Here is a 25,335-nt window from a genome sequence, read left to right as displayed (position 1 = left end):
CCAGGCATGCAGACGCCCCCGCCCCAGACCGACCGGACCGAGCCGACCGCCGAAGACATCGAGGCGTTCCAGCAGCAGCTCGGCCGACCGCCGCGCGGGCTCCGCGCCATCGCGCACCGCTGCCCGTGCGGTCAGCCGGACGTGGTCGAGACGGCCCCCCGTCTCCCCGACGGCACCCCCTTCCCCACGCTGTACTACCTGACCTGCCCGCGCGCCGCCTCCGCGATCGGCACGCTGGAGGCCAACGGCGTGATGAAGGAGATGCAGGCCCGGCTCGCCGAGGACCCGGAACTGGCCGCCGCCTACCGGGCCGCGCACGAGGACTACATCGAGCGGCGCGACGCCATCGAGGTGCTCCAGGGCTTCCCGAGCGCCGGCGGCATGCCGGACCGGGTCAAGTGCCTGCACGTGCTGGTCGGCCACTCGCTGGCGGCCGGCCCGGGCGTGAACCCGTTCGGCGACGAGGCCCTGGCCATGCTGCCGGAGTGGTGGGCCAAGGGCCCCTGCGTCACCCCGTGCGGGGAGAAGAAGGAAGAAGAGGGGGACGCGTGATCAGGGTCGCCGGTATCGACTGCGGTACCAATTCCATCCGCCTGCTCGTCGCCGACTGCGACCGCGAGACCGGCGAGCTGGTCGAGCTGGACCGCCGGATGACCATCGTCCGGCTGGGCCAGGGCGTCGACCGGACCGGCCGGCTGGCCCCGGAGGCCCTGGAGCGGACCTTCGCGGCCTGCCGCGAGTACGCCGCCGTGATCAAGGAGCTGGGTGCCGAGCGGATCCGCTTCGTGGCCACCTCGGCCTCCCGGGACGCCGAGAACCGCGAGGAGTTCGTGCAGGGCGTCAAGGAGATCCTGGGCGTCGAGCCCGAGGTGATCTCCGGCGACCAGGAGGCGGAGTTCTCCTTCACCGGGGCCACCAAGGAGCTGGCTGACGCCGAGCACCTCGACAAGCCCTTCCTGGTCGTCGACATCGGCGGCGGCTCGACCGAGTTCGTGGTCGGCGAGGAGCACGTCCGGGCCGCGCGCTCGGTCGACGTGGGCTGCGTACGGATGACCGAGCGGCACCTGGTCGTGGACGGGCGGATCACCGACCCGCCGACCGAGGAGCAGATCGCGGCCATGCGGGCGGACATCGAGGCCGCCCTGGACCTGGCCGAGGAGACGGTGCCGCTGTCCGAGGCGCGCACCCTGGTGGGCCTGGCCGGCTCGGTGACCACGGTCGCCGGGATCGCGCAGGAGCTGCCCGAGTACGACTCGGCGCGGATCCACCACTCCCGGGTCTCCCTCGAACAGGTCCGCGAGATCACGAGCGCGATGCTCACCGGCACGCACGCCGAGCGGGCCGCGATCGGCGTCATGCACCCGGGCCGGGTGGACGTCATCGGGGCCGGATCGCTGGTGCTGCTGGCGATCATGGAGCGGATCGGCGCACATGAGGTCGTGGTCTCCGAGCACGACATCCTCGATGGAATCGCCTGGTCGGTTGCCTGAATCACCTTGAAAAGGACGGCGGGCGGGTCGCTCGGCCCGTCCGCCGGAAAAAGTTCGTGAAGTTCTTCACAAGGAAAAAGGGCCTGATGGGCCGCCGGAAGGGCGCTTGAGGGCCCGGAGGGGGCTCTCAGGCCCTTTTCGCGCCCCGTTCGTAAGAACGACGGGCGCCACGGGATCCGTGTCAGAGATACCCACCAAGGCCAGTGGTCCATTCCACTTGAGGGCTTAGAGGCCAGTTCAGGACTGGGGTCCAACGACTCCCGTTACCCCTTGGTTCCCGTTGTGGACCATGACCTGTGTCACGCGGGCCGCGCAGTGTAACAGAGGGTCCGGGGGTTCTTGTGAAGGGGCTCACGAGCGTCCCCCTAGCGGGTGCTGGATACTCGTTCCATGAGCACCACGGAGCGTCCCAGGATCCTCGTAGTAGGCGGTGGGTACGTAGGGCTGTACGCGGCGAAGCGCATCATGAAGAAGATGCGCTACGGCGAGGCGACTGTGACCGTCGTCGACCCGCGGTCGTACATGACCTACCAGCCCTTCCTCCCCGAAGTGGCCGCAGGCAGCATCTCGCCGCGGCACGTCGTCGTCCCGCTGCGACGCGTGCTGCCCAAGGCTGAGGTTCTCACCGGCCGGGTCACCACCATCGACCAGGACCGCAAGGTCGCCGTCGTCACGCCGCTCGTCGGCGAGGCGTACGAGCTGCCCTTCGACTACCTGGTGATCGCGCTCGGCGCCATCTCCCGCACCTTCCCGATCCCCGGCCTCGCCGAGCAGGGCATCGGCATGAAGGGCGTCGAAGAGGGCATCGGCCTGCGCAACCACGTCCTCGAGCAGCTCGACAAGGCCGAGTCCACGACGGACGAGAACGTCCGCCGCAAGGCCCTCACCTTCGTCTTCGTCGGCGGCGGCTTCGCCGGCGCCGAGACGATCGGCGAGGTCGAGGACATGGCCCGCGACGCGGCCAAGTACTACACCACGATCAAGCGCGAGGACATGCGCTTCATCCTGGTGGACGCGGCCGACAAGATCCTCCCCGAGGTCGGGCCCAAGCTCGGCACCTGGGGCAAGGAGCACCTCGAGTCCCGCGGCATCGAGATCTACCTCGGCACCTCGATGGACTCCTGCGTCGACGGTCACGTCGTGCTGAAGAACGGCCTCGAGGTCGACTCCAACACCATCGTGTGGACCGCCGGCGTCAAGCCGAACCCGGCGCTGGCCCGCTACGGCCTGCCGCTCGGCCCCCGCGGCCACGTGGACACCGCCGCCACCCTCCAGGTGCAGGGCACCGACTACATCTGGGCCGCCGGCGACAACGCCCAGGTCCCGGACATGGCGGCCCGCAAGGCCGGTGTCGAGAACGCCTGGTGCCCGCCGAACGCCCAGCACGCGCTGCGCCAGGCCAAGGTCCTCGGCGACAACGTGGTCTCCGGCATGCGGGGCTTCCCGCAGAAGGAGTACGCGCACTCCAACAAGGGTGCGGTGGCCGGTCTCGGCGTCCACAAGGGCGTTGCGATGATCGTCATGGGCGGGATGAAGATCAAGCTCAAGGGCCGGCTGGCCTGGTACATGCACCGTGGCTACCACGGCATGGCCATGCCGACCTGGAACCGCAAGATCCGCGTCTTCGCCGACTGGACCCTCGGCATGTTCCTCAAGCGCGAGGTGGTTTCCCTCGGCGCGCTCGAGACCCCGCGCGAGGAGTTCTACGAGGCCGCCAAGCCGGCCCCGGCTCCGGCCGCCTCGGCTCCGGCCGAGAAGGCCAAGGCGTCCTGACGCCCCGGGTCTGACCGTTCCACCCCGACAGGGGCCGCCTGCCATCCGTGGTGCGGGCGGCCCCTTCGGCGTACCCGGGGGCTGCTCCGGCGTACCAGGGCCTCCCGCTGGGCAGACCTACTGACCGGAGGTGTGCGCCCATGACCGACGCCGCGCCGCGGTTGGCCGCTCTGACCGAGACCCTGCTGGGATCCCCGCCGCCGGTGCGGATCCGGGCCTGGGACGGCTCCGAGGCGGGCCCGCCCGGAGCCCCGGTGCTCGTCGTACGGCACCGCCGCGCCCTGCGCCGGATGCTGTGGCGGCCGGGCGAACTGGGCATGGCCCGGGCCTGGGTGGCGGGCGAGCTGGAGGTCGAGGGCGACCTGTTCGACCTGCTGGACCGGCTGGCGGGACTGCTGTGGGAGCGGGACCCGGCCGCCGTCCCCGGGCCGCCGCCCGCCCGGCCGGAGCGACGGCCGGAGCGCCGTCCGGAGCCCGCCGCGGTGGCCCGGCTGCGGCAGCGGGCCGAGGCCGGCCGGGCCACACTGCGGACCGCCGCCGACCCCGCCGCCCGGGCCGCCGTCCGGGAACTGCTCACGCTCGCCGGCCCGCTGCCCCCGCCCCCGCCGCCGCCCGAGGAGACCGTCCGGCGGCGCTCCGGGAAGGCCCACAGCCGCCGCCGGGACCGGCAGGCCATCAGCCACCACTACGACGTCGGCAACGCGTTCTACGAACTGGTCCTCGGGCCCTCCATGGTCTACAGCTGCGCCTACTGGCAGCCCGGCGGCACCCTGGAACAGGCCCAGCACGACAAGCTCGACCTGGTCTGCCGCAAGCTCGCCCTGTCCGAGGGGGACCGGCTCCTCGACGTCGGCTGCGGCTGGGGCTCCATGGCGCTGCACGCGGCCCGCGCGTACGGGGCCCGGGTCACCGGGATCACCCTCTCCCGCGAACAGGCCGCGTACGCCCGCAAACGGGTCGCCCAGGAGGGCCTGGCGGACCGGGTGGAGATCAGGGTCCAGGACTACCGCGACGTCAGGGAGCGGCCCTACGACGCCATTTCCTCCATCGGCATGGCCGAGCACGTCGGCACGGTCCGCTACCGCCGCTACGCCGAAACCCTGTTCGCCCTGCTCCGTCCCGGCGGCCGGCTGCTGAACCACCAGATCGCGCGTCGGCCCGAGCCCGACGAATCGGCCTACCGGATCGACGAGTTCATCGACGCCTACGTCTTCCCGGACGGCGAGCTCGCACCGCTCGGCAGCACCGTCGGCGAACTGGAACGGGCCGGCTTCGAGGTCCGCGACGTCCAGGCGCTGCGCGAGCACTACGGCCTCACCCTGCGGGCCTGGGTGGCCCGGCTGCGGGAGAACTGGCCGGAGGCGGTCCGCCTCACCTCCCCGGGCCGGGCCCGGGTCTGGCTGCTCTACATGGCGGCCTGCGCCCTCGCCTTCGAGCACGGCCGGCTCGGCGTCAACCAGGTCCTGGCGGTGCGTACGGAGGACTCGGGGGTCTCCGGCCTCCCGCCGCGGCCGCGGGTGTGGCGGGAGTAGCGGCGCCACCGGAACGGCGAAGGCCCCGCGACCGGTGGTCGCGGGGCCTCGGGCCGTGTCTTTCGGATCAGGCCGGGTGCAGGGTGCCCGACTACTCGGTCTTGATGGCGGTCAGCATGTTCAGCCGGGCGGCGCTGCGCGCCGGCCACATGGCCGCGAGCACGCCCACCAGGGCCGCCAGCAGCAGGAAGATGCCGATCCGGTCCCACGGCAGGACCAGCGAGTAGTGCGGGATCGACTTGGCGATGGTGGTGCCGCCCGCCCAGGCGAGGAAGACACCGGAGAGCACGCCCAGCGCCGCGCCGAACAGGGAGATGACCACCGACTCCAGGCGGATCATGTTCTTGACCCGGCCGCGGTCCAGGCCGACCGCCCGCAGCATGCCGATCTCCTGGGTCCGCTCGAAGACGGACATCGCCAGGGTGTTGACCACGCCGAGCACCGAGATGATCAGGGCCATGCCGAGCAGGCCGTACATGATGTTCAGAGCGGTGTTGATCATTCCGCCCATCTCGTTGCGCATGTCCTGCTGCGTCATCACGTTGACCGCCGGGTTGTTGCCCAGGGCGTCGATGATCGCCTTCTCGGAGGCCTTGGACTCGCCGCCCTTGGTGTTCACGTACACCTCGGGGATGTACGGGGTGTCCGAGTGCGCCAGGGCGATCCTGTCGTCGATCAGGTACGGGGAGAGCATGCCCTCCAGGTCCTTGTAGACCGCGCCGACCTTGAGCCGGCCCTTCTTGCCGTCTTCGAAGGTGACGTCCAGGACGGAACCGACGGTCAGCTTCTGGCTCTTGGCGGTCTTCTCGGCGACCGCGACCTCGCCGCGGCCCAGGCTCGCCAGGGAGCCGCCGGTGACCTCGACGTTGAGCAGCTCGCCGATGGTGGCCGGGTTGACGCCGGAGGTGGCGCGGTACTGCTCGCCGACCTTCAGGGCGGTGGCGGTCTGTGGGGAGACGGCGGTGATGCCCGGGGCCTTGGCCAGCGTCTCGGCCACCGACTTGTCCAGGCTGCCCACGCCCATGGCCATGGAGACCTTGTAGTCGGCCTTCAGCTTGTCGGTGCTCATCCGGTCCACGGCCTTGCCGACGGTGATGCCGATGACCGACATGGCGGTGACCAGGGTGAGGCCGATGGCCAGCGAGGCGGCGGTGACCGCGGTGCGGCGCGGGTTGCGGACGGCGTTCTGCGCGGCCAGCTTGCCGGGGACGCCGAAGACCTTCTCCAGCACCGGGCGGATCGCCGCGATGACCGGCCGGGAGAGCAGCGGGAGCAGCACGATCAGACCGAGCATCAGCAGGAACCCGCCGGCGGCCACGGTGTACTTGCCGTCGGCGCCCTGGCCGACGCCGAGCAGGACGGTGCCGATGCCCAGCAGGCCGAGCAGGGAGCCGAAGACGTTGCGGACGACCAGCGACTTGGCGGTGGCCGGCAGGTGGGCGCTGCCCATGGCGGCGACCGGGGGGATCCGGCCGGTGCGCCAGGCCGGGATGAGGGCGGCGAGGGTGGTGACCACGACGCCGATGACCACGCCGGTGACGATGGTGCCCGGGGCGACGACCAGCTCGCCGGCCGGGATCTTGGCGCCGAAGGAGTTCATCGCGGAGCGCATGGCGACCGCCAGGCCGATGCCGCCGGCCAGGCCGATGGTCGCGGAGATGACGCCGACCAGGCCGGCCTCGGTGAGCACGGACCGCATCACCTGGCCGCGCTTGGCGCCGACGGCGCTCAGCAGGGCCAGCTCCTTGGTGCGCTGGGCGACGAGCATGGTGAAGGTGTTGTAGATGAGGAAGACGCCGACGAAGAGCGAGATGCCGGCGAAGATCAGCAGCATGGTGCTGAAGGCGCCCATCTCGCGCTCGATGTTCTTCGCCTGCTCGTCGGCGAGCGCGGCTCCGGTCTTGGCCTCGGCGTTCTCGCCGACCAGCGGCCTGATCGCGGAGAGCAGGGTGTCGGCGGACGCGCCGGCCTTCGCGGCGACCGTCAGGTCGCTGTAGTAGCCGGGCTTGAGGTAGAGCTGCTGGGCCTGCGCGGTGGTGAACAGCACCAGGCTGCCGCCCGCGTTGACCTGGCCGTCGTCGGTGGTGAAGACACCGGTGAGGGTGTACTCCTTCACCGGGCCGTTGGTGGCGACCCGGACCTTGTCGCCGACCTCGTACGCGCCCTTGCGCGCGGTCTCCCGGTCGAGGGCGACCTGGTCGGCCCGGGCCGGCCCGGTGCCCTCGGCGAAGGCGTACTGCGGGTCCTTGCCGTCCTTGACCGGGGCGTAGTTGGAGCCGCGGTTGGCCCAGCCGGAGCCGATCAGCTTGCCGTTCTCGTCGCCGACGCCGGCGAAGCCGGAGACCCGGCCGGCCACGGTGGCCACGCCGTCGAGGGCCTTGACCTTGTCGAGGGTGCGCTGGCTGATGCCGGGCTCGCCCTCCTTGGAGCCGTCCTCGTTGCGGGTCTGGCCGTAGGAGGTGACGGCGACGGCGACGCCGTCGTAGCTCTTGGCGGACTGGCCCGAGAGGGCCTTGCCGACGGTGTCGCTGAAGACGAGGGTGCCGGAGACGAAGGCCACGCCGAGGGTGACGGCGAGCACCGTCATCAGCAGTCTGGCCTTGTGCGCCAGGATGTTGCGCAGGGCGGTACGGAACATGGTGGGGAATCCAGGAAGTTCAGGGGTGGGCGGCGGGCGCGGCGGACCGGACGGTCACGGCGGACCGGTCGGTCAGCTGGTGCGGCCCTTGGCGTCGAAGTCCTTCATCCGGTCGAGCACCTGGTCCGGGCTCGGGCTGTGCATCTCGTCGACGATCCGGCCGTCGGCCAGGAAGATCACCCGGTCGGCGTAGGAGGCGGCCACCGGGTCGTGGGTGACCATCACGACGGTCTGGCCGAGCTCGCGCACCGAGTTGCGCAGGAAGCCCAGGACCTCGGCGCCGGAGCGGGAGTCGAGGTTTCCGGTGGGCTCGTCGCCGAAGATGATCTCGGGGCGGGCGGCCAGGGCGCGGGCGACGGCCACGCGCTGCTGCTGGCCGCCGGAGAGCTGGGTGGGCCGGTGCGAGAGGCGTCCGGAGAGGCCGACCATCTCGATGACCGTGTCCAGCCACTGGCGGTCGGGCTTGCGGCCGGCGATGTCCATGGGGAGCGTGATGTTCTCCAGGGCGGTCAGGGTCGGCAGCAGGTTGAACGCCTGGAAGATGAAGCCGATCTTGTCCCGGCGGAGCTGGGTGAGCTGCTTGTCCTTGAGCGCGCCGAGCTCGGTGTCGCCGATCCGGACCGAGCCGGAGGAGAAGGTGTCCAGGCCCGCGACGCAGTGCATCAGGGTGGACTTGCCGGAGCCCGAGGGGCCCATGATCGCGGTGAACTGCCCCTGGTGGAAGTCGACGGAGACGTTGTCCAGGGCGACCACCCGGGTCTCGCCCTGGCCGTACACCTTGGAGAGGCCGGTGGCGCGGGCGGCCACGGCCTGGGCGGTGCGCGGGGCGTGGTTCATGGTGGTCACTTCGGGGGCTCCTGTCGGGGCGGGGGACGTGTTCTGCGGGACCTTTCCATCGTCCTCGCGCCGGCCCTGCCCGGGATCAGCCGCCGAGCCCGTTCCCTGGGGGACCGCAGTCTGACGGCGGGGGAGGGGCGTACGCCTCTGGTATGACGCCCCTTCTCGGGGGCGGGGTGGCCCGGGGTGGCGCGCGACCAGGCCGGAACGGCGTCGAAATCCCGTCATTCACGAATCGGGGCCGATCGCCTCGCACACGGGGCCGACCCTGGCGTTCTGATACCTGACGCTCACTCAGTCGCCAATAAAATCAGACAACATCGGAAAGAAGTCCGTCGGATGCGAGCGATGTTCCAGTTAGGCTCACCATTGCGTTCACGGCTTTTGCGTCACCGCCGCACGCCTGGCCCGGATGGTGGAATGCAGACACGGCGAGCTTAAACCTCGCTGGCCTTCGGGCCGTGCCGGTTCGAGTCCGGCTCCGGGCACTCGCAGGCCGCTCCCGTCCGGAGTGCCGGGCCGCGCGGAGTCCGCGTCTTTTGTCCACTGCGCTTCGTGCTGCCGTCTTCTAAGATCCTCCTCCAGCAGTAGAGTGATTTCTTTGCTAACGCATTACTCTTGATGCAAGGCCGCGCACGGTGGCCATGGAGGAGTGAGATGAGGAGCAGCAACCCGGTCTTCTCGCGACGGGGGTTCAGCCGCGACAACGGCGGCCACGCGGGCTTTGGCGCGCAGCCGCAGATGCAGGCCGGGACCGCGACCAACCCGTACGCGACCAACCCGTACGCCGTGGACCCGCAGACCGGCATGCCGGCCGCCCCGGCCGCCGGCAGCGTGATGACCATCGACGACGTCGTGAGCCGTACGGCCATGACGCTGGGCACGGTCATCCTGACGGCCGTCCTGTCCTGGGTCCTGCTTCCCGTGGACCCGGCCAACATCAGCAAGTCGTACGGCATCGCGGTCGGCGCCGCCCTCGTCGCGTTCGTCCTGGCGATGGTGCAGTCCTTCAAGCGCAAGCCCGCGCCGGCGCTGATCCTGGGCTACGCGGCCTTCGAGGGCGTGTTCCTCGGTGTGATCAGCTCCGCGACCAGCACGTACATCTCCCCCGGCGTGGTCATCCAGGCCGTGCTCGGCACGATGTGCGTCTTCGCCGCAGTGCTCTTCGCCTACAAGATGCGCTGGATCCGAGTCACCCGCCGCTTCTACGGCTTCGTGATGGCGGCCGCGCTGGGCTTCGTGCTCCTGATGGTCGCGAACTCGCTGTTCGCGGTCTTCGGCGGCGGTGACGGCCTCGGCTTCCGCTCGGGCGGCCTGGGCATCGTCTTCGGCATCGTCGGCGTGATTCTCGGCGCCGCCTTCCTCGCCCTGGACTTCAAGCAGGTCGAGGACGGCGTGACCTACGGCGCCCCGCGTGAGGAGTCCTGGCTGGCCGCCTTCGGCCTGACCATGACCCTGGTCTGGATCTACCTGGAGCTGCTGCGGCTCTTCCAGATCCTCTCCGGCAACGACTAGCAGTACCGCTCCCGGCCGGGTTCCGGCCGGGACGGGGAAGGCCCCGCGAGCATCGCTCGCGGGGCCTTCCCGCGTTCACCGGCCGGGCGTTCACCCGTGGCCGGGCGGTGATCAGCCGAACTTTCTGGCTGCCCGGCGGAGGTCGTACTCGTGGAGGATGGCTTTGGCCTGGCCGTACGACAGCTCGTACGCGCCGCGCAGCCAGCTGAGCTTCTCCTCGAAGCGGACGAGGGAGGGGCCGTCGTCGACGGCACGGAGCCAGTCGGACAGTTCACGACCGGTGGTCTGCGGGATGCGGTCGATCATGTTGCGATGGGTCTGCTCGGAGAACTCTACGGACATGGGCGCCTCCGGGGGTATGGCCGTCGTGCTGTTCTCTTCACGACACCATTCCGCAGTGTTCGCCTGTTGGCAATGGTGCCCGGACGGCGCGTAAGGTCGCTCGGGTGGTTGATACTTCGCCTCTGGACGCCGTTGTGGAACGTTTCGCCGACCGCCTGAGGGCCGCGCCGCAGAGCCGGCTGCAGCGGGGCGCGGCGGCCGAAGGACTGGCGCTCGCCCGGGAGCTGGCGGCGCGTGCGCAGCGGCTGGAGGGCGTGGCGGAGCCACGGGAGATGCCGGACGCGGGGATCTTCGCCGTCGGGGACCAGCTGGCGGTGGCCGGCCGTGACCTCGCCGAAGCGCTGCGGCTGGCGGCCCGGGAGGGCGCGGACAGCACGGCGGCCCCGTCCGGGGATCTGGACGAGGCCGTGGGGCTGGTGGAGCAGGCCGAGGTCAGAGCGATGCGATGACCCGGTCCGCCAGGATGTAGACGTTGTTGTCGGGGTCCTCGGAGTCCCCGCAGGAGAAGGTCAGGGCGTACGCCCCGGAGATCCCGGAGCCGCCCAGCAGCACCGGCGCGGTGCCCGACCGGAGGGCTTCGGCGAGCCGCTCGGCGGTCTCCCGGTGCCCCGGGGTCATGCACAGCGTGGTGCCGTCGGTGAAGACGTACACGTCCAGCGTGCCCAGCGGGCCCGGGCGGACGTCCGCGAGGGCCGTACGGGCCTCGGCGAGCTCCTCCAGGCGGCTGACGGTGCGCTCGTGGTCGGCGCCCGGGTTGGGCTGCACGGGCACGAAGTCGGGGTGCGAGGGGTGGCGCCGGCGCGCGGCGGCCAGCTCGGCCGAGTCCGCCGCGTGCTCCGGGTAGTCGTCCTCGAAGACCGCGTCCTCGGCCGGACGCGGCTCCAGGCCGACCAGGTCGGCCTGCCGCGGCAGGAAGACCGGGCTGTCCTCGCCCAGCCCGGGCAGGCCGCCCAGCAGGGAGGGCGCGTCGGCGGCGTCGCGGGCCTCCTGCGCGGCCCAGAAGGCCCGCGCCTCGGCCAGCTCGCGCTCCCGCTCCTCGGCGAGGGCCTCGGCCACCGCGGCCCGTATTTCGGCGGCGGGGGTATCCCCGGCGCTGCGGGCGTGCGGGACGGTCGCACCGCGCAGGTGGACCGATGCCGCGAGCTCGTCGCGCAGGGCCGAGACCTGCTTCCGGAGACCGTGGACGGCGTGCAGCGCAGCAGCGCCCACGGCCGTGGCAGCGGCCGTGGTCAGCAGCAGGGCAAGAGACATGGCGCTCACTGACTAACTCCTGAGGTGATTCGATCCCCCGACTTCCTACAACAGCTTGTCCCGACCTGGGAATGGCGTGCAGTGCATTACGTCACGAAAAGGACAGGGCTTTTGTCACGCAAAGTGCCCCCGGATGGGCGTTGACCTGCACAAACGCCGATCCCCCAGGATGAATGTCACATCCTGGGGGAGATTTGGTCACAAATCGGTCGCGGCGCGATTAGATTCTGCGTCAGTACGGCGAGACGATCTTCCGGACCCCTTGGCGCGTCTGGGGACGGCCCGGGTCGCGCAGTCGACCGCCTACGGTCCGTACCGGCCCGGGACTAGCTGAGCCGCTCGATCACCATGGCCATGCCCTGGCCGCCGCCGACGCACATCGTCTCCACGCCGAACTGCTTGTCGTGGAACTGCAGGCCGTTGATCAGCGTGCCGGTGATCCGGGCACCGGTCATCCCGAACGGGTGACCGACGGCGATGGCCCCGCCGTTGACGTTCAGCTTCTCCAGGGGGATCTCCAGGTCCCGGTACGACGGGATGACCTGGGCGGCGAAGGCCTCGTTGATCTCGAAGAGGTCGATGTCGCCGACGGTCAGGCCGGCCCGCTTCAGCGCCTGCTTCGTCGCCTCGACCGGGCCCAGGCCCATGATCTCGGGAGACAGGCCGGTGACACCCGTGGAGACGATCCGCGCCAGCGGGGTCAGGCCCAGCTCGCGCGCCTTGGTGTCGCTCATGATGACCAGGGCGGCGGCGCCGTCGTTCAGCGGGCAGCAGTTGCCCGCGGTGACCAGCCCGTCCGGGCGGAACACCGGCTTGAGGCCCTCCACGCCCTCGAGGGTGACCCCGGCGCGCGGGCCGTCGTCCTTGCTGACCACGGTGCCGTCCGGGGTGGTCACCGGGGTGATCTCCCGCTCCCAGAAGCCCTTCTTGATGGCTTCCTCGGCCAGGTTCTGCGAGCGGACGCCGAACTCGTCCATGTCCCGGCGGGTCACGCCCTTGAGCCGGGCCAGGTTCTCGGCGGTCTGGCCCATCGCCATGTACGCGTCGGGGACCAGCCCGTCCTCGCGCGGGTCGTGCCAGGTCGAACCGGTCGACTGGGCGACGGCCGCGGTGCGGGCCTCGGCCTCGGCGAACAGCGGGTTGTGGGTGTCGGGCCACGAGTCCGAGTTGCCCTTGGCGAAGGAGGACACCATCTCGACACCGGCCGAGATGAAGACGTCGCCCTCGCCGGCCTTGATCGCGTGCAGCGCCATCCGGGAGGTCTGCAGCGAGGAGGAGCAGTAACGGGTGATCGTGGTGCCCGGCAGGTAGTCCATGCCCATCTGCACGGCCACGATGCGGCCCAGGTTGTTGCCCTGCTCGCCGCCGGGCAGACCACAGCCCAGCATCAGGTCGTCGATGTCACGCGGGTCCAGCTCCGGGACCTTCGCCAGCGCGGCCTGGATGATCGTGGCGGTCAGGTCGTCCGGCCGGATGTCCTTGAGGGACCCCTTGAAGGCGCGCCCGATGGGCGAGCGAGCGGTGGAAACGATGACTGCTTCGGGCATCGGGACTCCAAGAGGGGTTGCGGCTGTGCGGACCGGATGCGAAGTTACCGGCCCGTACCGTCGAGGTCACCGCCTGCGCGGTGTGATGCGGACCCCTTTTTCCGCGAAACCCCTGTTCCCCGGGCCCTGCCCGCTACCCGGCCCCCGAAACCCCCGCCCCCGCGCGGCCGGGCCGGCCGCACCGCACCGCCGCGCGGGCAGGCGTGCCGCGTCGCCACCGGCCGTGTGGGCAGGCGTGCCGCAGGGCGATGGGGGTCCCCCCTGCTCGAGCGAAGTCGAGAGCTTGGGGGTGGGGGTCCCCCCGGACGGAGTCTGGGGGAGGTGGGCACACGGCACACCGGCCCGCGCCGGACGCGCAGCGTGTCCCCGCACCCCGACCCCGCAGACGGGTCGGACCCCGTCCGGGCGGAGCCTGGTCAGGCCGGGCGGGGTTCGGGGGTGTCCGCCGGGCCGGGCTCGGCGATCGGCTCGGGCGCCGACTCCGGCGCCGGGAGGCGCCGCCGCCTGCGGTGCTTGAGGAGGGCCCACGGCCCGCGGGCCGCCGTGACCTCCGTGCCCGCCTGCCCCGCCGCCGCCGAAGCCGCCTTCGCCACCGGCAGCATGTCCTCGTCCCGCGAGACGTCCAGCCGGTCGGACTCCGGCCACACGCCCAGCGCCGCGCACAGCGTCGGCAGCACCGCCATCGCCGCCGTCGCGTACCCCTCCGCCGACGGGTGGTACGAGTCCGGCCCGAACATCTCCCGCGGGTTCGCCGCGAACTCCGGCCCCAGCAGGTCCCCCATCGACACCGTCCGGCCGCCCTGCGCCACCACCCCTATGGTCTGCGCGGCCGCCAGCTGCCGGGACAGCCGACGGGCCAGCCAGCGCAGCGGCTGGTACACCGGCTCGATGGTGCCCAGGTCCGGGCAGGTCCCCACGACCACCTCGGAGCCCGCCAGCCGCAGCCGCCGTACCGCCGCAGTCAGCAGCCGCACCGACTGGGTCGGCGGCATCCGCCGGGTCACGTCGTTCGCGCCGATCATGATCACGCACACGTCCGGCACCGGCCGGTCCCCGTCCAGCAGCAGCGAGACCTGACGGTCCAGGTCGTCGGACATCGCCCCCGACAGCGCCACGTTCCGCAGCTCCACCGGCCGCTCGGCGACCGCCGACAGCCCCGAGGCGAGCAGCGCCGCCGGGGTCTGCCGGGCCCGCCGCACCCCCAGCCCGGCCGCCGTCGAATCGCCGAGCATGGCCAGCCGCAGCGGCCCCGGGCTCAGCTCGGGCCCGCCGAACTCGGTCCCGTACAGCCCGTCGGCGCGCGGCGGGTCCGACAGCCCCGTCCCCACGGTCCGCTTCGCCAGCTGGACCTCCGCCAGCACCACACCCACAGTCGCGACACCGAGCAGGCCGAGCCCGCCCCCTCCGTACGCCGCGCCCGCCGCGATGCGGCGGGCCGTCCTCGCTCTGGACACCCTTCGTGCCACCTCCTCGTCGCCGGACGGGTGCCGGACTGTCTGTCCGCTTCCTGCCCGTTAACGACGCTCGGCCAATCCCTTTCCGCATACTCTGGCGGCACCTCCCGGAGAACCCGTGGAGTCCCGTCCCTGGAGAACATGGTGCAATTCCACGACTCGATGATCAGCCTCGTCGGCAACACCCCGCTGGTGAAGCTCAACCGTGTGACCGAAGGCCTTCAGGCCACCGTCCTGGCCAAGGTCGAGTACTTCAATCCGGGCGGTTCCGTGAAGGACCGGATCGCCCTGCGCATGATCGAGGCGGCCGAGCAGAGCGGCGCCCTCAAGCCCGGCGGCACCATCGTGGAGCCGACCAGCGGCAACACGGGCGTCGGGCTCGCCATCGTGGCCCAGCAGAAGGGCTACAAGTGCATCTTCGTCTGCCCTGACAAGGTGTCCATGGACAAGATCAACGTGATGCGCGCGTACGGCGCCGAGGTCGTGGTCTGCCCGACCGCCGTCGACCCCGAGCACCCGGACTCGTACTACAACGTGTCCGACCGCCTCGCGCGCGAGCCCGGCGCCTGGAAGCCCGACCAGTACAGCAACCCGAACAACCCCCGTTCGCACTACGAGACCACCGGCCCCGAGCTGTGGGAGCAGACGGACGGGAAGATCACCCACTTCGTCGCGGGCGTCGGCACGGGCGGGACGATCTCCGGCACCGGGAACTACCTCAAGGAGGTCTCCGGCGGCAAGGTCAAGGTGATCGGCGCCGACCCGGAGGGCTCCGTCTACTCCGGCGGCTCCGGCCGCCCGTACCTGGTCGAGGGCGTCGGCGAGGACTTCTGGCCCACCGCCTACGACCAGAACGTCGCCGACGAGATCATCGCCGTGTCCGACAAGGACTCCTTCCAGATGACCCGCCGCCTCGCCAAGGAGGAGGGCCTGCTGGTCGGCGGCTCCTGCGGCATGGCCGTGGTCGCCGCCCTGCGCGCCGCCGAGGGCCTCGGCCCGGACGACGTGGTCGTCGTCCTGCTGCCGGACAGCGGCCGCGGCTACCTCAGCAAGATCTTCAGCGACGAGTGGATGTCGGGCCACGGCTTCCTGGAGGACGCAGGCCCGTCGGCGCGTATCGGGGAGGTCCTCGCCGACAAGCAGGGCACCCTGCCGTCGCTGGTGCACATGCACCCGGAGGAGACCGTCGGCCAGGCCATCGAGGTGCTGCGCGAGTACGGCGTCTCCCAGATGCCGATCGTCAAGCCGGGCGCCGGCCACCCCGACGTGATGGCCGCCGAGGTCATCGGCTCCGTGGTGGAGCGCGAGCTGCTCGACGCGCTGTTCACCCAGCGGGCCGCGCTCTCCGACCCGCTGGAGAAGCACATGAGCGCGCCGCTGCCGCAGGTCGGCTCCGGCGAGCCGGTCTCCGACCTGATGGAGGTGCTCGGCGAGGCCGACGCGGCCATCGTGCTCGTCGAGGGCAAGCCGACCGGCGTGGTCAGCCGCCAGGACCTCCTGGCGTTCCTCGCCAAGGGCGCCAAGTAACGCCCGGGCGCGCAGGTCCTCGCCGGACCGGGAAGCGGCACGAAGCCGACACGTGACGGCAGCACCCGCTTAACACGCCTCCGGCACAGTGGTGGATGTCGGCAGGACCCGCCCCGACGGGCGGGCCGGCCGACACCACCGAACGGCGTCGTGCACCTCCGGAGCGGCTCCCGGACCGCACGGACGCCATGGACGCGGACCTCCGGCCTGACCCGGCTGCCGTGTCCTGGGGCGGGGACCGCCGTCGTCCCGCCCCCCGGCCCGGCCGGGGGTGCGGCGGTCCCCGCGCCCTCTTTTTTGGGCGGCTTCGCCTCCGGGGCCGCCTATGTCGGCTCCAGGCGGGCGTGCGTCCTCGGAAGCCGCTCCTTCGTCGCGGTTTCCTCCGGGCGCTCGCCCGCCTTCGCCGACGCGGCCCCTTCGGCTCAGCCGCCCGTGCGGGCTTCGTGGCAGGGCGTACCCGCCCGATGGGTGCGGGGAGACACGAGGACGCGCGGCGGGGCCGGCCCCGTCCCGGAGCGCGGGGCGGATCCGACCCGCCGGGGCTGCGCGGGGCGTCCACCCCTCGGTCCACCGCTTGCCGTCCTGCATAGGTGCATGCAGAGTGCTGCATGACTGAATACAGTTGCACCCGGACGGAGGACACCCCCGCATGACCGACAGCCCGGCCGCCCGGCTGCAGAAGCTGTTCGAGGGGCACCGGCTGACGCCGACCCAGCGGCGCATCGCGCACTGCATGGTGCGCGGCGCCGCCGAAGTGCCCTTCCTGTCCAGCGTGGAGCTCGCCGAGCTCGCCGGAGTCAGCCAGCCCTCGGTCACCCGGTTCGCCGTCGCGCTCGGCTTCGACGGCTACCCGGCCCTGCGGAAGTACCTGCGCGAGGTCGCCCCGGCGGAGCCGCCCCGGGCCCCCGGCCAGACCGAGCAGAACTCCTACCAGCAGGCCGTGCACGCCGAGATCGAGAACCTCCGCCACCTCGCCGAGATGCTCGCCGACCCCGGCCCCGCCGAGGAGGCCGGCCGGCTGCTGGCGGGTTCCGTCCCGCTGCCCGTGCTCGGACTGCGAGCCGCCTCCTCGCAGGCGCGCGGGTTCGCGTACTTCGCGGGCAAGGTGCACCCCGACGTACGGCTGCTCGACGAGGGCGGCTCCATGCTCCCCGACCGGATCGACGCGGCCGCCGGTGCCGGTGCCACCGCCCTGCTCTGCTTCGCGCTGCCCCGGCACCCGCGCGAGGTCCTCGACGCCCTGGAGTACGCCCGGTCCACCGCCGGGCTCACCGTGGTGACCGTCGCCGACTCCGCCTTCGCCCCGGTGGCCCGCCACTCCGACCTGCTGATCCCCGCCCCCGTCGGCACCGGCCTCGCCTTCGACACCGCCTGCGCGCCGATGCTGCTCGGCCGGGTCCTGCTGGAGGCCATGGCGGACGCCCTGCCCGGCGCCCAGGCCCGCCTGGAGTCCTTCGACGCGAAGGCCGCCGCCCGCGGCCTCTTCGTCGAGTAGTTCATTCCGCGTCGAGTGGTTCGTTCCGCAGGTCCATTCCGCCTCCCCGTCCGGCGGGTCAGCGGTAGTTCAGCTCGGCCAGTTCCGTCGCCAGCCGGGTGCGCAGGGCGGGGATGCGGGCCAGCAGGGGCACTACGGCGTTGCGCACCGGGCGCAGGAGCCCGTTCCGGGTCGTGGCGACCCGGGTCATCCGGTCGGTGAGGGCCACCACCCGCAGGGCCACCGGGCGCCGGCGCGCCTCGTATCCGTCGAGGTCGCCGGAGGCCAGGGCGAGGCCGAGGGCGTGGCCGTCCTGGATTCCGGTGTTCATGCCCTGGCCGCCGGCCGGGCTGTGAACGTGCGCGGCGTCCCCGGCGAGGAACAGCCGCCCGGCGCGGTAGCGGTCGGCGACCCGGTGGTGGATGCGGAACCGGGACGACCAGACCAGCGAGGTGACCGTGGCCTGGCTCGGAGCCCGCTCGTCCAGCAGCTTCCGGACGAAGGCGAGGTCCGGTTCGGCGGGTGCCTCGTCGACGGTGGCGACGATCCGGTAGCGGCCTCCGGGCAGCGGGGCGATCACGGTGAGGCCTGCGGCGGCGAAGGTCAGCGAGACCTCCCCGGCGCCCGGCGCCCAGTCCATGGCGACGTCGGCGAGGACGAAGGACTCCGCGTACGCGCTGCCGGAGAAGGGGATCCCGGCGGCCTCGCGGACCGAGCTGTGCATGCCGTCCGCGCCGACGGCGTACGCGGCGCGCAGAGTCTCGCCGGTCGCGGTGGTGAGGGTGACCCCGTCGGCGTCCTGGGTGACCGCGGTGACCTCGTACGGGCGGTGCACCTCCCCGCCGAGGGCGCGCAGCCGGTCCAGGAGCACGGCCTCGGTCTCGTACTGGGGGACCATCAGCGCGTACGGGTGGGCGGTGGCCAGGCCGTCGAAGTCGATCGCGGCGAGCGGGCGGGCGCCGTCGCGGATCCGGAACCGGCTGACCGGGTTGCCCCGGCCGATGAGCTCGGCGGACAGCACGCCGGTCGGGTCGAGCTCGTCGAGGACCTCCAGGGTGCGGGCGTGCACCACGGCCGCGCGGGAGGTGTTGGCCCCCTCGGCCTGCCGGTCCAGGAGTACGAAGTCCACACCGGCGCCGGCCAGGGTCACGGCGAGGGCGAGGCCGGTCGGGCCGGCGCCCACGATGGCGATCTCGGTGCGGTCGGGCAGCGGGAGTGCGGCGGTGCTGGTCATGGCGGCCTCCTCCGGATTGCCAACGATTGTTGGCCAACGGCTGTTGACTAAAGGGTGGGCCCTTCGGGCTGGAAAGTCAACAGGTGTTGGCCTACATTCGTTGGCATGACAGCGCGCACCTCGGACACGACCAAGGCGGCGATCCTGCGGGCCGCCCGGGACCGGTTCGCCGCCCATGGATACGAGCGGACCACCATCCGCGCCGTCGCGGCGGACGCGGACATCGACCCCTCGATGGTCATGCGGTACTTCGGCAGCAAGGAGGGGCTCTTCGACGCCGCGCTGGCCGTGGACCTCAGCCTGCCGGACCTGACCGCCGTCCCGGCGGCGGACCTGCCCGGAGCCCTGGTCGCCCATTTCGTACGGCGCTGGGAGGGCGACCCGGCCGACGACGCCCTGCTGGTCCTGCTGCGCTCGGCGGTGACCAACGAGCGGGCCGCGGAGCGGATGCGGGAGGTGTTCGCCGCCCAGGTGGCCCCCGCCCTGGCGGCGGCCGTCGGGCCCGCCCGCGCCGCCCGCACCGCGGGCCTGGTCGCGGCCCAGCTGCTGGGCCTGGCCGTGACCCGCTACCTGCTGCGGCTGCCCGCCGTGACCGCCCTGGCCCCTGAGGACCTGGTCGCGGGCCTCGCCCCGGCCCTCGCGGCCACTCTCACGGCCGGCCCGGCGCCCGCGGCGGACTGACCGGGGTCCCCGGACCGGTGGGTGCCCGCCGGCTCGCCGCCGGCCGGTCCACGTGCCGCCGGCCGCGCTCAGGGGGCGAGCAGCGCGTCCGCGTGGCCGCCGCCCGCCTCGGCCACGATCCCGTCCAGGGTCTGGGCGGGGCGCGCGAGGGCGAAGCGGACGCCGCCGCCCGCCTCCACCGCGAACCCGTACACGGCGGGCCGCGGCAGGCTGTTGTAGCCGTAGTGGGCCGTGAAGAAGTACGCGCCGGTGTCCGGGACGGCGATCAGGTCGCCGGGCGCCAGCTCCGGCAGTGCGCGGTCCTCCGCGACCAGGTCGCCGGAGAAGCAGGCCGGCCCCGCGATGTCCTGCGCCACCGGCGGCCCCGCCTTCGGCGCGCCCTTCGCGTCGTAGGCCAGCACCCGCACCGGCCACGACGCCGGGGCGTACACGGTGCGGGTCAGCACCTGCACCCCCGCGTGGGTCAGCGCGATCGCCCGCCCGCCCGTGCTCTTGGTGTACTCCACCCGGGCCAGCACCAGTCCGTGCTTGGCGAGGAGGGACCGGCCGAACTCGGTCACCAGCCCGTAGCGTCCCGAGAACAGGCCCGGCGCGGCGTCCCGGAGCGCCGCGACGTACTCCGCGTACGCCGGCGCCTCCTCGTCGGAGGCGAAGTTCACCGGCAGGCCGCCGCCGATGTCCAGGGTGTCGACCTGCCGCCGGCCGGCCGCCGCGTTGATCTCCTCTGCCAGCCCGTACAGCTCCCGCACCCCCTCCGCGATCAGCGGCAGCGCCACGCCCTGCGAGCCGGAGTGGGTGTGCAGCCGGGTGAGCCACGGGCGCTCCAGGTACGCCCGGACGAGCCACTCGCGCGCCCCCGGGTCCCGTAGCGCCACACCGAACTTCGAGGTGGCCGTCGCGGTGGAGGTGGCCGCGATGGAACCGGCGCCGAGCTGCGGGTTCACCCGGACCCCCAGCGGGGACGCGGTCGGCGCGGCCGCGACCAGCCCGTCCAGCCGCTCCAGTTCCTGCCGGTTGTCGGCGTTCACCGCGATGCCCAGCGCCAGCGCCCCGCGCAGCTCCGCCGGGGTCTTGGCGGGGGAGTCCAGCACGGTCCGTTCCGGGGCCAGCCCGGCCGCCCGCGCCAGCGCCAGCTCGCCCGGGCTGGCCACCTCGCAGCCGATCCCGCAGTCCGCGAGCAGCCGCAGCACCGGCACCAGCGGGGCCGCCTTGGCGGCGAAGGCGTGCAGGACGGGGGTGCCGGGCGGCAGGGCGGCCGCGAAGGCGGCCCGCAGGGCGGCGGCCGAGGAGCGGATCCCGGCCGTGTCCAGCAGACAGACCAGCGGGTCCGCGCCGTCCCCTCCGCCCTGCCCCACGCCGTCCCGCGCGCCGTCCGGTCCGCCGATCAGCCCCTGTGCCACGGCGGCCCGTACGGCCAGGTCACGGCGGGTGCCGGGGGAGGGGGCGGGGGCCCCGGCCGGGGCGCCGGCGGGGCCGGCGGCGGCCGCGGCGGTGCCGGAGTGGGCGGCGTCCGTACCGGAGTCGAGGGCCATGTCCGCCAGCCAACCACCCGGCGCGTCCGGCCGCAGCTGTTGACTGAACCTATTCAGGCCGCGAGGATGTGAATGGATTAACCAACATTCGGAGGAGGCACCGCCATGTCAGGACCCCGCCCCGTTCGCGCTGCGCGAGGCACTGAGCTCAGCACCCTGGGATGGCAGCAGGAGGCCGCCCTCCGGATGCTCCAGAACAACCTCGACCCCGAGGTCGCCGAGCACCCCGACAAGCTCGTGGTCTACGGCGGCACCGGCAAGGCGGCCCGCGACTGGCGCTCCTTCGACGCGATGGTCCGTACCCTGCAGACCCTCAAGCAGGACGAGACCATGCTGGTCCAGTCCGGCCGCCCGGTCGGCGTGATGCAGACCCACGAGTGGGCCCCGCGCGTCCTGCTCGCCAACTCCAACCTGGTCGGCGACTGGGCCAACTGGGAGGAGTTCCGCCGCCTGGAGCACCTCGGCCTCACCATGTACGGCCAGATGACCGCCGGATCCTGGATCTACATCGGCACCCAGGGCATCCTCCAGGGCACCTACGAGACCTTCGCCGCGGTCGCCGCGAAGAAGTTCGGCGGCACCCTGGCGGGCACCATCACCCTCACCGCCGGCCTCGGCGGCATGGGTGGCGCCCAGCCGCTCGCCGTCACCATGAACGACGGCGTCGCGATCTGCATCGACGTCGACCCGCGCGCCATCGAGCGCCGCATCGAGCACCGCTACCTGGACGTGAAGGCCGACAACCTCGCGCACGCGCTCCAGCTGGCCACCGAGGCCCGCGACGCCCGCCGCCCGCTGTCCATCGGCCTCCTGGGCAACGCCGCCGAGCTGCTCCCGCAGATGCTCGCCGAGGGCGCCCCGATCGACATCGTGACGGACCAGACCTCCGCCCACGACCCGCTGGCGTACCTGCCGATCGGCGTCGCGTTCGAGGACATGGCCGACGCCGCCGCCAAGGACCCGGCCGGCTTCACGACCCGCGCCCGCGAGTCGATGGCCAAGCACGTCGAGGCCATGGTCGGCTTCATGGACGCCGGCTCCGAGGTCTTCGACTACGGCAACTCGATCCGCGGCGAGGCCCAGCTGGCCGGCTACGACCGCGCGTTCGCCTTCCCCGGCTTCGTCCCCGCCTACATCCGCCCGCTGTTCTGCGAGGGCAAGGGCCCGTTCCGCTGGGCCGCCCTGTCCGGCGAGGCCTCCGACATCGCCAAGACCGACAAGGCGATCCTGGAGCTCTTCCCGGAGAACGAGTCCCTGCACCGCTGGATCAAGATGGCCGGCGAGCGCGTCCACTTCCAGGGCCTGCCCGCCCGCATCTGCTGGCTCGGCTACGGCGAGCGCGACAAGGCCGGCGAGCGCTTCAACGACATGGTCGCCTCCGGCGAGCTGGCCGCCCCGCTGGCCATCGGCCGCGACCACCTCGACTGTGGCTCCGTCGCCTCGCCGTACCGCGAGACCGAGGCCATGCTCGACGGCTCCGACGCGATCGCCGACTGGCCGCTGCTCAACGCCATGGTCAACGTGGCCTCCGGCGCCTCCTGGGTCTCCCTCCACCACGGCGGCGGCGTGGGCATGGGCCGCTCCATCCACGCGGGCCAGGTCACCGTCGCCGACGGCACCCCGCTGGCCGGCGAGAAGATCCGCCGCGTCCTGACCAACGACCCGGGCATGGGCGTCATCCGCCACGTCGACGCCGGCTACGACATCGCCGAGTCGGTCGCCGACGCCAAGGGCGTCCGCGTCCCGATGCGCGAGGGTGACTCCGCGTGACCGAGGGTTCCTTCACCCGCCCCGCCGCCGCTCCCCGCGGCGGCGGGGCGGGGAGCGGCGGGACCGGCTTCCACGGCATGTGGAACGAGCTCGCCCCCATCGGTCGCGACCGCGGCACCCGCGGATACCGCCGCTACGCCTGGACCGAGGCCGACCGGGACTGCCGGGCCTGGTTCCGGGCGCAGGCCGAGAGCCGCGGGCTCACCTACGAGCTCGACCGCAACGGCAACCAGTGGGCCTGGCTCGGTGACCCCGCTGCCGGCGACGCCGTGGTCACCGGAAGCCACCTCGACTCCGTCCCGGACGGCGGCGCCTTCGACGGCCCCCTCGGCGTGGTCTCCTCCTTCGCCGCCCTCGACGAACTGCGCGCCCGGGGCGTGGAGTTCACCCGGCCGCTCGCCATCACCAACTTCGGCGACGAGGAGGGCGCCCGCTTCGGGCTGGCCTGCGTCGGCTCCCGGCTCAGCGCCGGGCAGCTGACCAGGGAGAAGGCGTACGAGCTGCGCGACGCGGACGGCATCACCCTGCCGCAGGCCATGGAGGCCGCCGGCCACGACCCGGAGACCATCGGGCCGGACCCCGAACGCCTCGCCCGCATCGGCGCGTTCGTCGAACTCCACGTCGAGCAGGGCCGGGCCCTGGACCTGTCCGGGGACCGGGTCGGCATCGCCTCCGCGATCTGGCCGCACGGCCGCTGGCGCTACGACTTCCACGGTGAGGCCAACCACGCCGGCACCACCCGCCTGGTGGACCGCCGCGACCCGATGCTGGCCTACGCCGAGACGGTGCTCGCCGCCCGGCGCGAGGCCGAACTGGCGGGCGCGGTCGCCACCTTCGGCAAGATCTCCGTCGAGCCGAACGGGGTCAACGCCATCCCCTCGCTGGTCCGGGGCTGGCTCGACGCCCGCGCCGCCGACCAGGTCGCTCTCGACCAGGTGATCGACGGCATCCGCAAGGCCGCCGGCGAATACGCCGACCGGCACGGCATCGACCTCGCCGTCACCCGGGAGTCCTTCACCCCCGTGGTCGAGTTCGAGCACGCCCTGCGCGACGAACTGGGCCGGATCCTGGGCGGGAAGACCCCCGTCCTGGGCACGGGCGCCGGACACGACGCCGGGATCCTCTCCGCCGCCGTCCCGACCGCGATGCTGTTCGTACGGAACCCCACCGGCGTCTCCCACTCCCCGGCGGAATACGCCGCCGAGGACGACTGCGTCGCCGGTGTCCTCGCCCTCGCCGACGTACTGGAAGGACTCGCGTGCCGGTGACCACCACGTACTGGCTGGAGCACGCCTGGCTCGGCACCCTCGTCGAGCCCGGCGTCACCCTGGAGGTGTCCGCCGACGGCCGGATCGCCGCCGTCCGCACCGGGGCGGACACGCCCCCGCCCGGCGCCGAGGTGCTCCGCGGCCTGACCGTCCCGGGCCTGGCCAACGCGCACAGCCACGCCTTCCACCGGGCCCTGCGAGGCACCGTACAGCTGGGCTCGGGCACCTTCTGGACCTGGCGCGAGGTCATGTACTCCGTCGCCCAGAACCTCACCCCCGACTCGTACTTCGCCCTCGCCCGGGCCGTGTACGCGGAGATGGCGCTGGCCGGCATCACCAACGTGGGCGAGTTCCACTACGTCCACCACGCGCCCGGCGGCACCCCCTACGCCGACCCCAACGCGATGGGCGAGGCACTGATCGAGGCCGCCGCCGCGGCCGGCATCCGGATCACCCTGCTGGACACGGCGTACCTGTCGAGCGGCTTCGGCGAGGCCCCCAACCAGCACCAGCTGCGGTTCTCCGACGGCACCGCCGACGCCTGGGCCGAGCGGGTCTCCGCCCTCAAACCGCGCGAGCACGCCCTGATCGGTGCCGCCGTGCACTCCGTACGGGCCGTGCCGGCCGATCAGCTGGCCACCGTCGCCGAGTGGGCGCGACAGCGGCGGGCCCCGCTGCACGTGCACCTCTCCGAGCAGACGGCGGAGAACGACGCCTGCCTGGCCGCGCACGGCCGCACGCCCACCCAGCTGCTCGCCGACCACGGCGTGCTCGGCCCGCTCACCACCGGCGTCCACAACACGCACCTCACCGACGGCGACATCGCCCTGCTGGGCGGCTCCGCCACCGGTACCTGCATGTGCCCCACCACCGAACGCGACCTCGCCGACGGCATCGGCCCGGCCGTACGGCTGCAGCAGGCGGGCAGTCCGCTGTCGCTGGGCAGCGACAGCCACGCGGTGGTGGACCTGCTGGAAGAGGCCCGTGCGATGGAGCTGAACGAACGGCTCCGCAGTCGGACCCGCGGCCACTGGACGGCGAACGCGCTGCTGACCGCCGCCACCGCGGACGGCCACGCCGCGCTGGGCCTGCCCGACGCGGGACGGCTGGAGGCGGGCGCGCTCGCCGACTTCACCACCATCGCCCTGGACTCGGTCCGCACGGCCGGCCCGGTGCCACGGCTGGGTGCCGAGACGGCGGTCTTCGCGGCGGGCGCGGCGGACATCCGCCACACCGTCGTGGCCGGCCGCCACGTCGTCCGCGACGGTGCCCACACCCTCGTCCCCGACGTCCCGTCCGCCCTGGCCGAATCGATCGCCGCGCTCCGGTCCTGACGCGGCCTTTCCCCCACCCCGCCCTTTCCCGAAACCGGGGCACAGCCCCGGACCCGGCCGCCGTGCCGGGGACGGGCCGACCGTGCCGGGGAGCGGCCGACCGTGGCGGATCTGCGGGTCCGTCGTGGCTGGTCGC

General features: G+C 72.7%; 20 protein-coding genes and 1 tRNA gene. 13 read left to right on the top strand and 8 right to left on the bottom strand.

Features of this window, described 5'->3' with window-relative positions:
• Positions 1–6: 6 nt before the first annotated feature.
• The 4 genes from ACGFQ9_RS10225 to ACGFQ9_RS10210 all read left to right on the top strand — a co-directional run bounded on the left by ACGFQ9_RS10225 (position 7) and on the right by ACGFQ9_RS10210 (position 4,795).
• Entirely contained in the window at positions 7–552 is a 546-nt protein-coding gene (locus ACGFQ9_RS10225) for a DUF501 domain-containing protein (RefSeq protein WP_393573144.1), read from the top strand.
• On the top strand, positions 549–1,490 hold the full coding sequence (locus ACGFQ9_RS10220) for an exopolyphosphatase (protein WP_393573143.1): 942 nt from the start codon (positions 549–551) through the stop codon (positions 1,488–1,490). The genes ACGFQ9_RS10225 and ACGFQ9_RS10220 overlap by 4 nt, the downstream gene beginning before the upstream one ends.
• A 390-nt stretch (positions 1,491–1,880) precedes the next feature.
• Entirely contained in the window at positions 1,881–3,263 is a 1,383-nt protein-coding gene (locus ACGFQ9_RS10215; RefSeq protein WP_393573141.1) for an NAD(P)/FAD-dependent oxidoreductase, read from the top strand.
• A 140-nt stretch (positions 3,264–3,403) separates the two neighbouring features.
• Positions 3,404–4,795, top strand: a complete 1,392-nt coding sequence (locus tag ACGFQ9_RS10210) for a class I SAM-dependent methyltransferase (protein WP_393573140.1) — start codon at positions 3,404–3,406, stop codon at positions 4,793–4,795.
• A gap of 91 nt (positions 4,796–4,886) precedes the next feature.
• Here the strand turns inward: ACGFQ9_RS10210 and ACGFQ9_RS10205 are convergent, their stop codons facing one another.
• Entirely contained in the window at positions 4,887–7,433 is a 2,547-nt protein-coding gene (locus tag ACGFQ9_RS10205) for an ABC transporter permease (protein ID WP_393573138.1), read from the bottom strand.
• Positions 7,434–7,505: 72 nt separating this feature from the next.
• Entirely contained in the window at positions 7,506–8,279 is a 774-nt protein-coding gene (locus tag ACGFQ9_RS10200) for an ABC transporter ATP-binding protein (protein ID WP_365108779.1), read from the bottom strand.
• 397 nt (positions 8,280–8,676) lie between these two features.
• On the opposite strand from ACGFQ9_RS10200, the gene ACGFQ9_RS10195 reads away from it, so the two are divergent.
• Positions 8,677–8,758, top strand: a tRNA-Leu gene (locus tag ACGFQ9_RS10195).
• Between the two features lie 169 nt (positions 8,759–8,927).
• Positions 8,928–9,785 (top strand): Bax inhibitor-1/YccA family protein, encoded by an 858-nt coding sequence (locus ACGFQ9_RS10190; RefSeq protein ID WP_393573136.1) that lies wholly within the window; start codon positions 8,928–8,930, stop codon positions 9,783–9,785.
• Positions 9,786–9,896: 111 nt separating this feature from the next.
• On the opposite strand, the gene ACGFQ9_RS10185 is transcribed toward ACGFQ9_RS10190, so the two are convergent.
• Positions 9,897–10,127, bottom strand: a complete 231-nt coding sequence (locus tag ACGFQ9_RS10185; protein WP_393573135.1) for a DUF4287 domain-containing protein — start codon at positions 10,125–10,127, stop codon at positions 9,897–9,899.
• 104 nt (positions 10,128–10,231) lie between these two features.
• Here ACGFQ9_RS10185 and ACGFQ9_RS10180 point away from each other — a divergent pair, with 104 nt between their 5' ends.
• On the top strand, positions 10,232–10,576 hold the full coding sequence (locus tag ACGFQ9_RS10180; protein WP_393573133.1) for a hypothetical protein: 345 nt from the start codon (positions 10,232–10,234) through the stop codon (positions 10,574–10,576).
• Here ACGFQ9_RS10180 and ACGFQ9_RS10175 read toward each other — a convergent pair.
• The 3 genes from ACGFQ9_RS10175 to ACGFQ9_RS10165 all read right to left on the bottom strand — a co-directional run bounded on the left by ACGFQ9_RS10175 (position 10,560) and on the right by ACGFQ9_RS10165 (position 14,379).
• Positions 10,560–11,378 (bottom strand): hypothetical protein, encoded by an 819-nt coding sequence (locus ACGFQ9_RS10175; protein ID WP_393573759.1) that lies wholly within the window; start codon positions 11,376–11,378, stop codon positions 10,560–10,562. The genes ACGFQ9_RS10180 and ACGFQ9_RS10175 overlap by 17 nt on opposite strands.
• A gap of 326 nt (positions 11,379–11,704) precedes the next feature.
• On the bottom strand, positions 11,705–12,925 hold the full coding sequence (locus ACGFQ9_RS10170) for an acetyl-CoA C-acetyltransferase (RefSeq protein WP_393573132.1): 1,221 nt from the start codon (positions 12,923–12,925) through the stop codon (positions 11,705–11,707).
• Positions 12,926–13,341: 416 nt separating this feature from the next.
• Positions 13,342–14,379 carry an SGNH/GDSL hydrolase family protein gene (locus ACGFQ9_RS10165; protein WP_393573130.1) on the bottom strand — a complete coding sequence of 346 codons (1,038 nt, stop codon included), beginning with the start codon at positions 14,377–14,379 and terminating at the stop codon, positions 13,342–13,344.
• A 144-nt stretch (positions 14,380–14,523) separates the two neighbouring features.
• On the opposite strand from ACGFQ9_RS10165, the gene ACGFQ9_RS10160 reads away from it, so the two are divergent.
• Positions 14,524–15,906, top strand: coding sequence for a cystathionine beta-synthase (locus tag ACGFQ9_RS10160; RefSeq protein ID WP_393573758.1), 1,383 nt, complete (start codon positions 14,524–14,526; stop codon positions 15,904–15,906).
• A 649-nt stretch (positions 15,907–16,555) separates the two neighbouring features.
• Positions 16,556–17,401, top strand: coding sequence for a MurR/RpiR family transcriptional regulator (locus ACGFQ9_RS10155; RefSeq protein WP_393573128.1), 846 nt, complete (start codon positions 16,556–16,558; stop codon positions 17,399–17,401).
• 58 nt (positions 17,402–17,459) lie between these two features.
• On the opposite strand, the gene ACGFQ9_RS10150 is transcribed toward ACGFQ9_RS10155, so the two are convergent.
• Entirely contained in the window at positions 17,460–18,614 is a 1,155-nt protein-coding gene (locus ACGFQ9_RS10150; protein ID WP_393573126.1) for an FAD-dependent oxidoreductase, read from the bottom strand.
• Positions 18,615–18,719: 105 nt separating this feature from the next.
• On the opposite strand from ACGFQ9_RS10150, the gene ACGFQ9_RS10145 reads away from it, so the two are divergent.
• Positions 18,720–19,295, top strand: a complete 576-nt coding sequence (locus tag ACGFQ9_RS10145) for a TetR family transcriptional regulator (protein ID WP_393573124.1) — start codon at positions 18,720–18,722, stop codon at positions 19,293–19,295.
• 68 nt (positions 19,296–19,363) lie between these two features.
• On the opposite strand, the gene ACGFQ9_RS10140 is transcribed toward ACGFQ9_RS10145, so the two are convergent.
• Positions 19,364–20,827: a diaminopimelate decarboxylase gene (locus ACGFQ9_RS10140; protein WP_393573122.1), complete on the bottom strand. Its 1,464-nt coding sequence runs from the start codon at positions 20,825–20,827 to the stop codon at positions 19,364–19,366.
• 105 nt (positions 20,828–20,932) lie between these two features.
• On the opposite strand from ACGFQ9_RS10140, the gene hutU reads away from it, so the two are divergent.
• From hutU to ACGFQ9_RS10125, 3 genes are all read left to right on the top strand, one after another.
• On the top strand, positions 20,933–22,597 hold the full coding sequence (hutU, locus tag ACGFQ9_RS10135) for a urocanate hydratase (protein WP_393573121.1): 1,665 nt from the start codon (positions 20,933–20,935) through the stop codon (positions 22,595–22,597).
• Between the two features lie 77 nt (positions 22,598–22,674).
• Positions 22,675–23,865, top strand: a complete 1,191-nt coding sequence (locus ACGFQ9_RS10130; RefSeq protein WP_393573757.1) for an allantoate amidohydrolase — start codon at positions 22,675–22,677, stop codon at positions 23,863–23,865.
• A complete protein-coding gene (locus ACGFQ9_RS10125; protein ID WP_393573119.1) occupies positions 23,856–25,199 on the top strand; it encodes a formimidoylglutamate deiminase in 1,344 nt (447 codons plus the stop codon). Before ACGFQ9_RS10130 ends, ACGFQ9_RS10125 begins: the two co-directional genes overlap by 10 nt.
• Positions 25,200–25,335 lie beyond the last annotated feature (136 nt).

The organism is Streptomyces sp. NPDC048603, from assembly GCF_043199475.1.
Classification (GTDB): Bacteria; Actinomycetota; Actinomycetes; order Streptomycetales; family Streptomycetaceae; genus Streptomyces.
This window is presented reverse-complemented; position numbering and strand designations above follow the sequence as displayed.

Coding starts and splice junctions, on each gene's coding strand:
- ACGFQ9_RS10170 (WP_393573132.1), bottom strand. CDS start 12,925: ATGCCCGAAGCAGTCATCGTTTCCACCGCTCGCTCGCCCATCGGGCGC.
- ACGFQ9_RS10140 (WP_393573122.1), bottom strand. CDS start 20,827: ATGGCCCTCGACTCCGGTACGGACGCCGCCCACTCCGGCACCGCCGCG.
- ACGFQ9_RS10190 (WP_393573136.1), top strand. CDS start 8,928: ATGAGGAGCAGCAACCCGGTCTTCTCGCGACGGGGGTTCAGCCGCGAC.
- ACGFQ9_RS10145 (WP_393573124.1), top strand. CDS start 18,720: ATGACAGCGCGCACCTCGGACACGACCAAGGCGGCGATCCTGCGGGCC.
- ACGFQ9_RS10205 (WP_393573138.1), bottom strand. CDS start 7,433: ATGTTCCGTACCGCCCTGCGCAACATCCTGGCGCACAAGGCCAGACTG.
- ACGFQ9_RS10225 (WP_393573144.1), top strand. CDS start 7: ATGCAGACGCCCCCGCCCCAGACCGACCGGACCGAGCCGACCGCCGAA.
- ACGFQ9_RS10150 (WP_393573126.1), bottom strand. CDS start 18,614: ATGACCAGCACCGCCGCACTCCCGCTGCCCGACCGCACCGAGATCGCC.
- ACGFQ9_RS10175 (WP_393573759.1), bottom strand. CDS start 11,378: ATGTCTCTTGCCCTGCTGCTGACCACGGCCGCTGCCACGGCCGTGGGC.
- ACGFQ9_RS10130 (WP_393573757.1), top strand. CDS start 22,675: ATGTGGAACGAGCTCGCCCCCATCGGTCGCGACCGCGGCACCCGCGGA.
- ACGFQ9_RS10215 (WP_393573141.1), top strand. CDS start 1,881: ATGAGCACCACGGAGCGTCCCAGGATCCTCGTAGTAGGCGGTGGGTAC.
- ACGFQ9_RS10185 (WP_393573135.1), bottom strand. CDS start 10,127: ATGTCCGTAGAGTTCTCCGAGCAGACCCATCGCAACATGATCGACCGC.
- ACGFQ9_RS10155 (WP_393573128.1), top strand. CDS start 16,556: ATGACCGACAGCCCGGCCGCCCGGCTGCAGAAGCTGTTCGAGGGGCAC.
- ACGFQ9_RS10210 (WP_393573140.1), top strand. CDS start 3,404: ATGACCGACGCCGCGCCGCGGTTGGCCGCTCTGACCGAGACCCTGCTG.
- hutU (WP_393573121.1), top strand. CDS start 20,933: ATGTCAGGACCCCGCCCCGTTCGCGCTGCGCGAGGCACTGAGCTCAGC.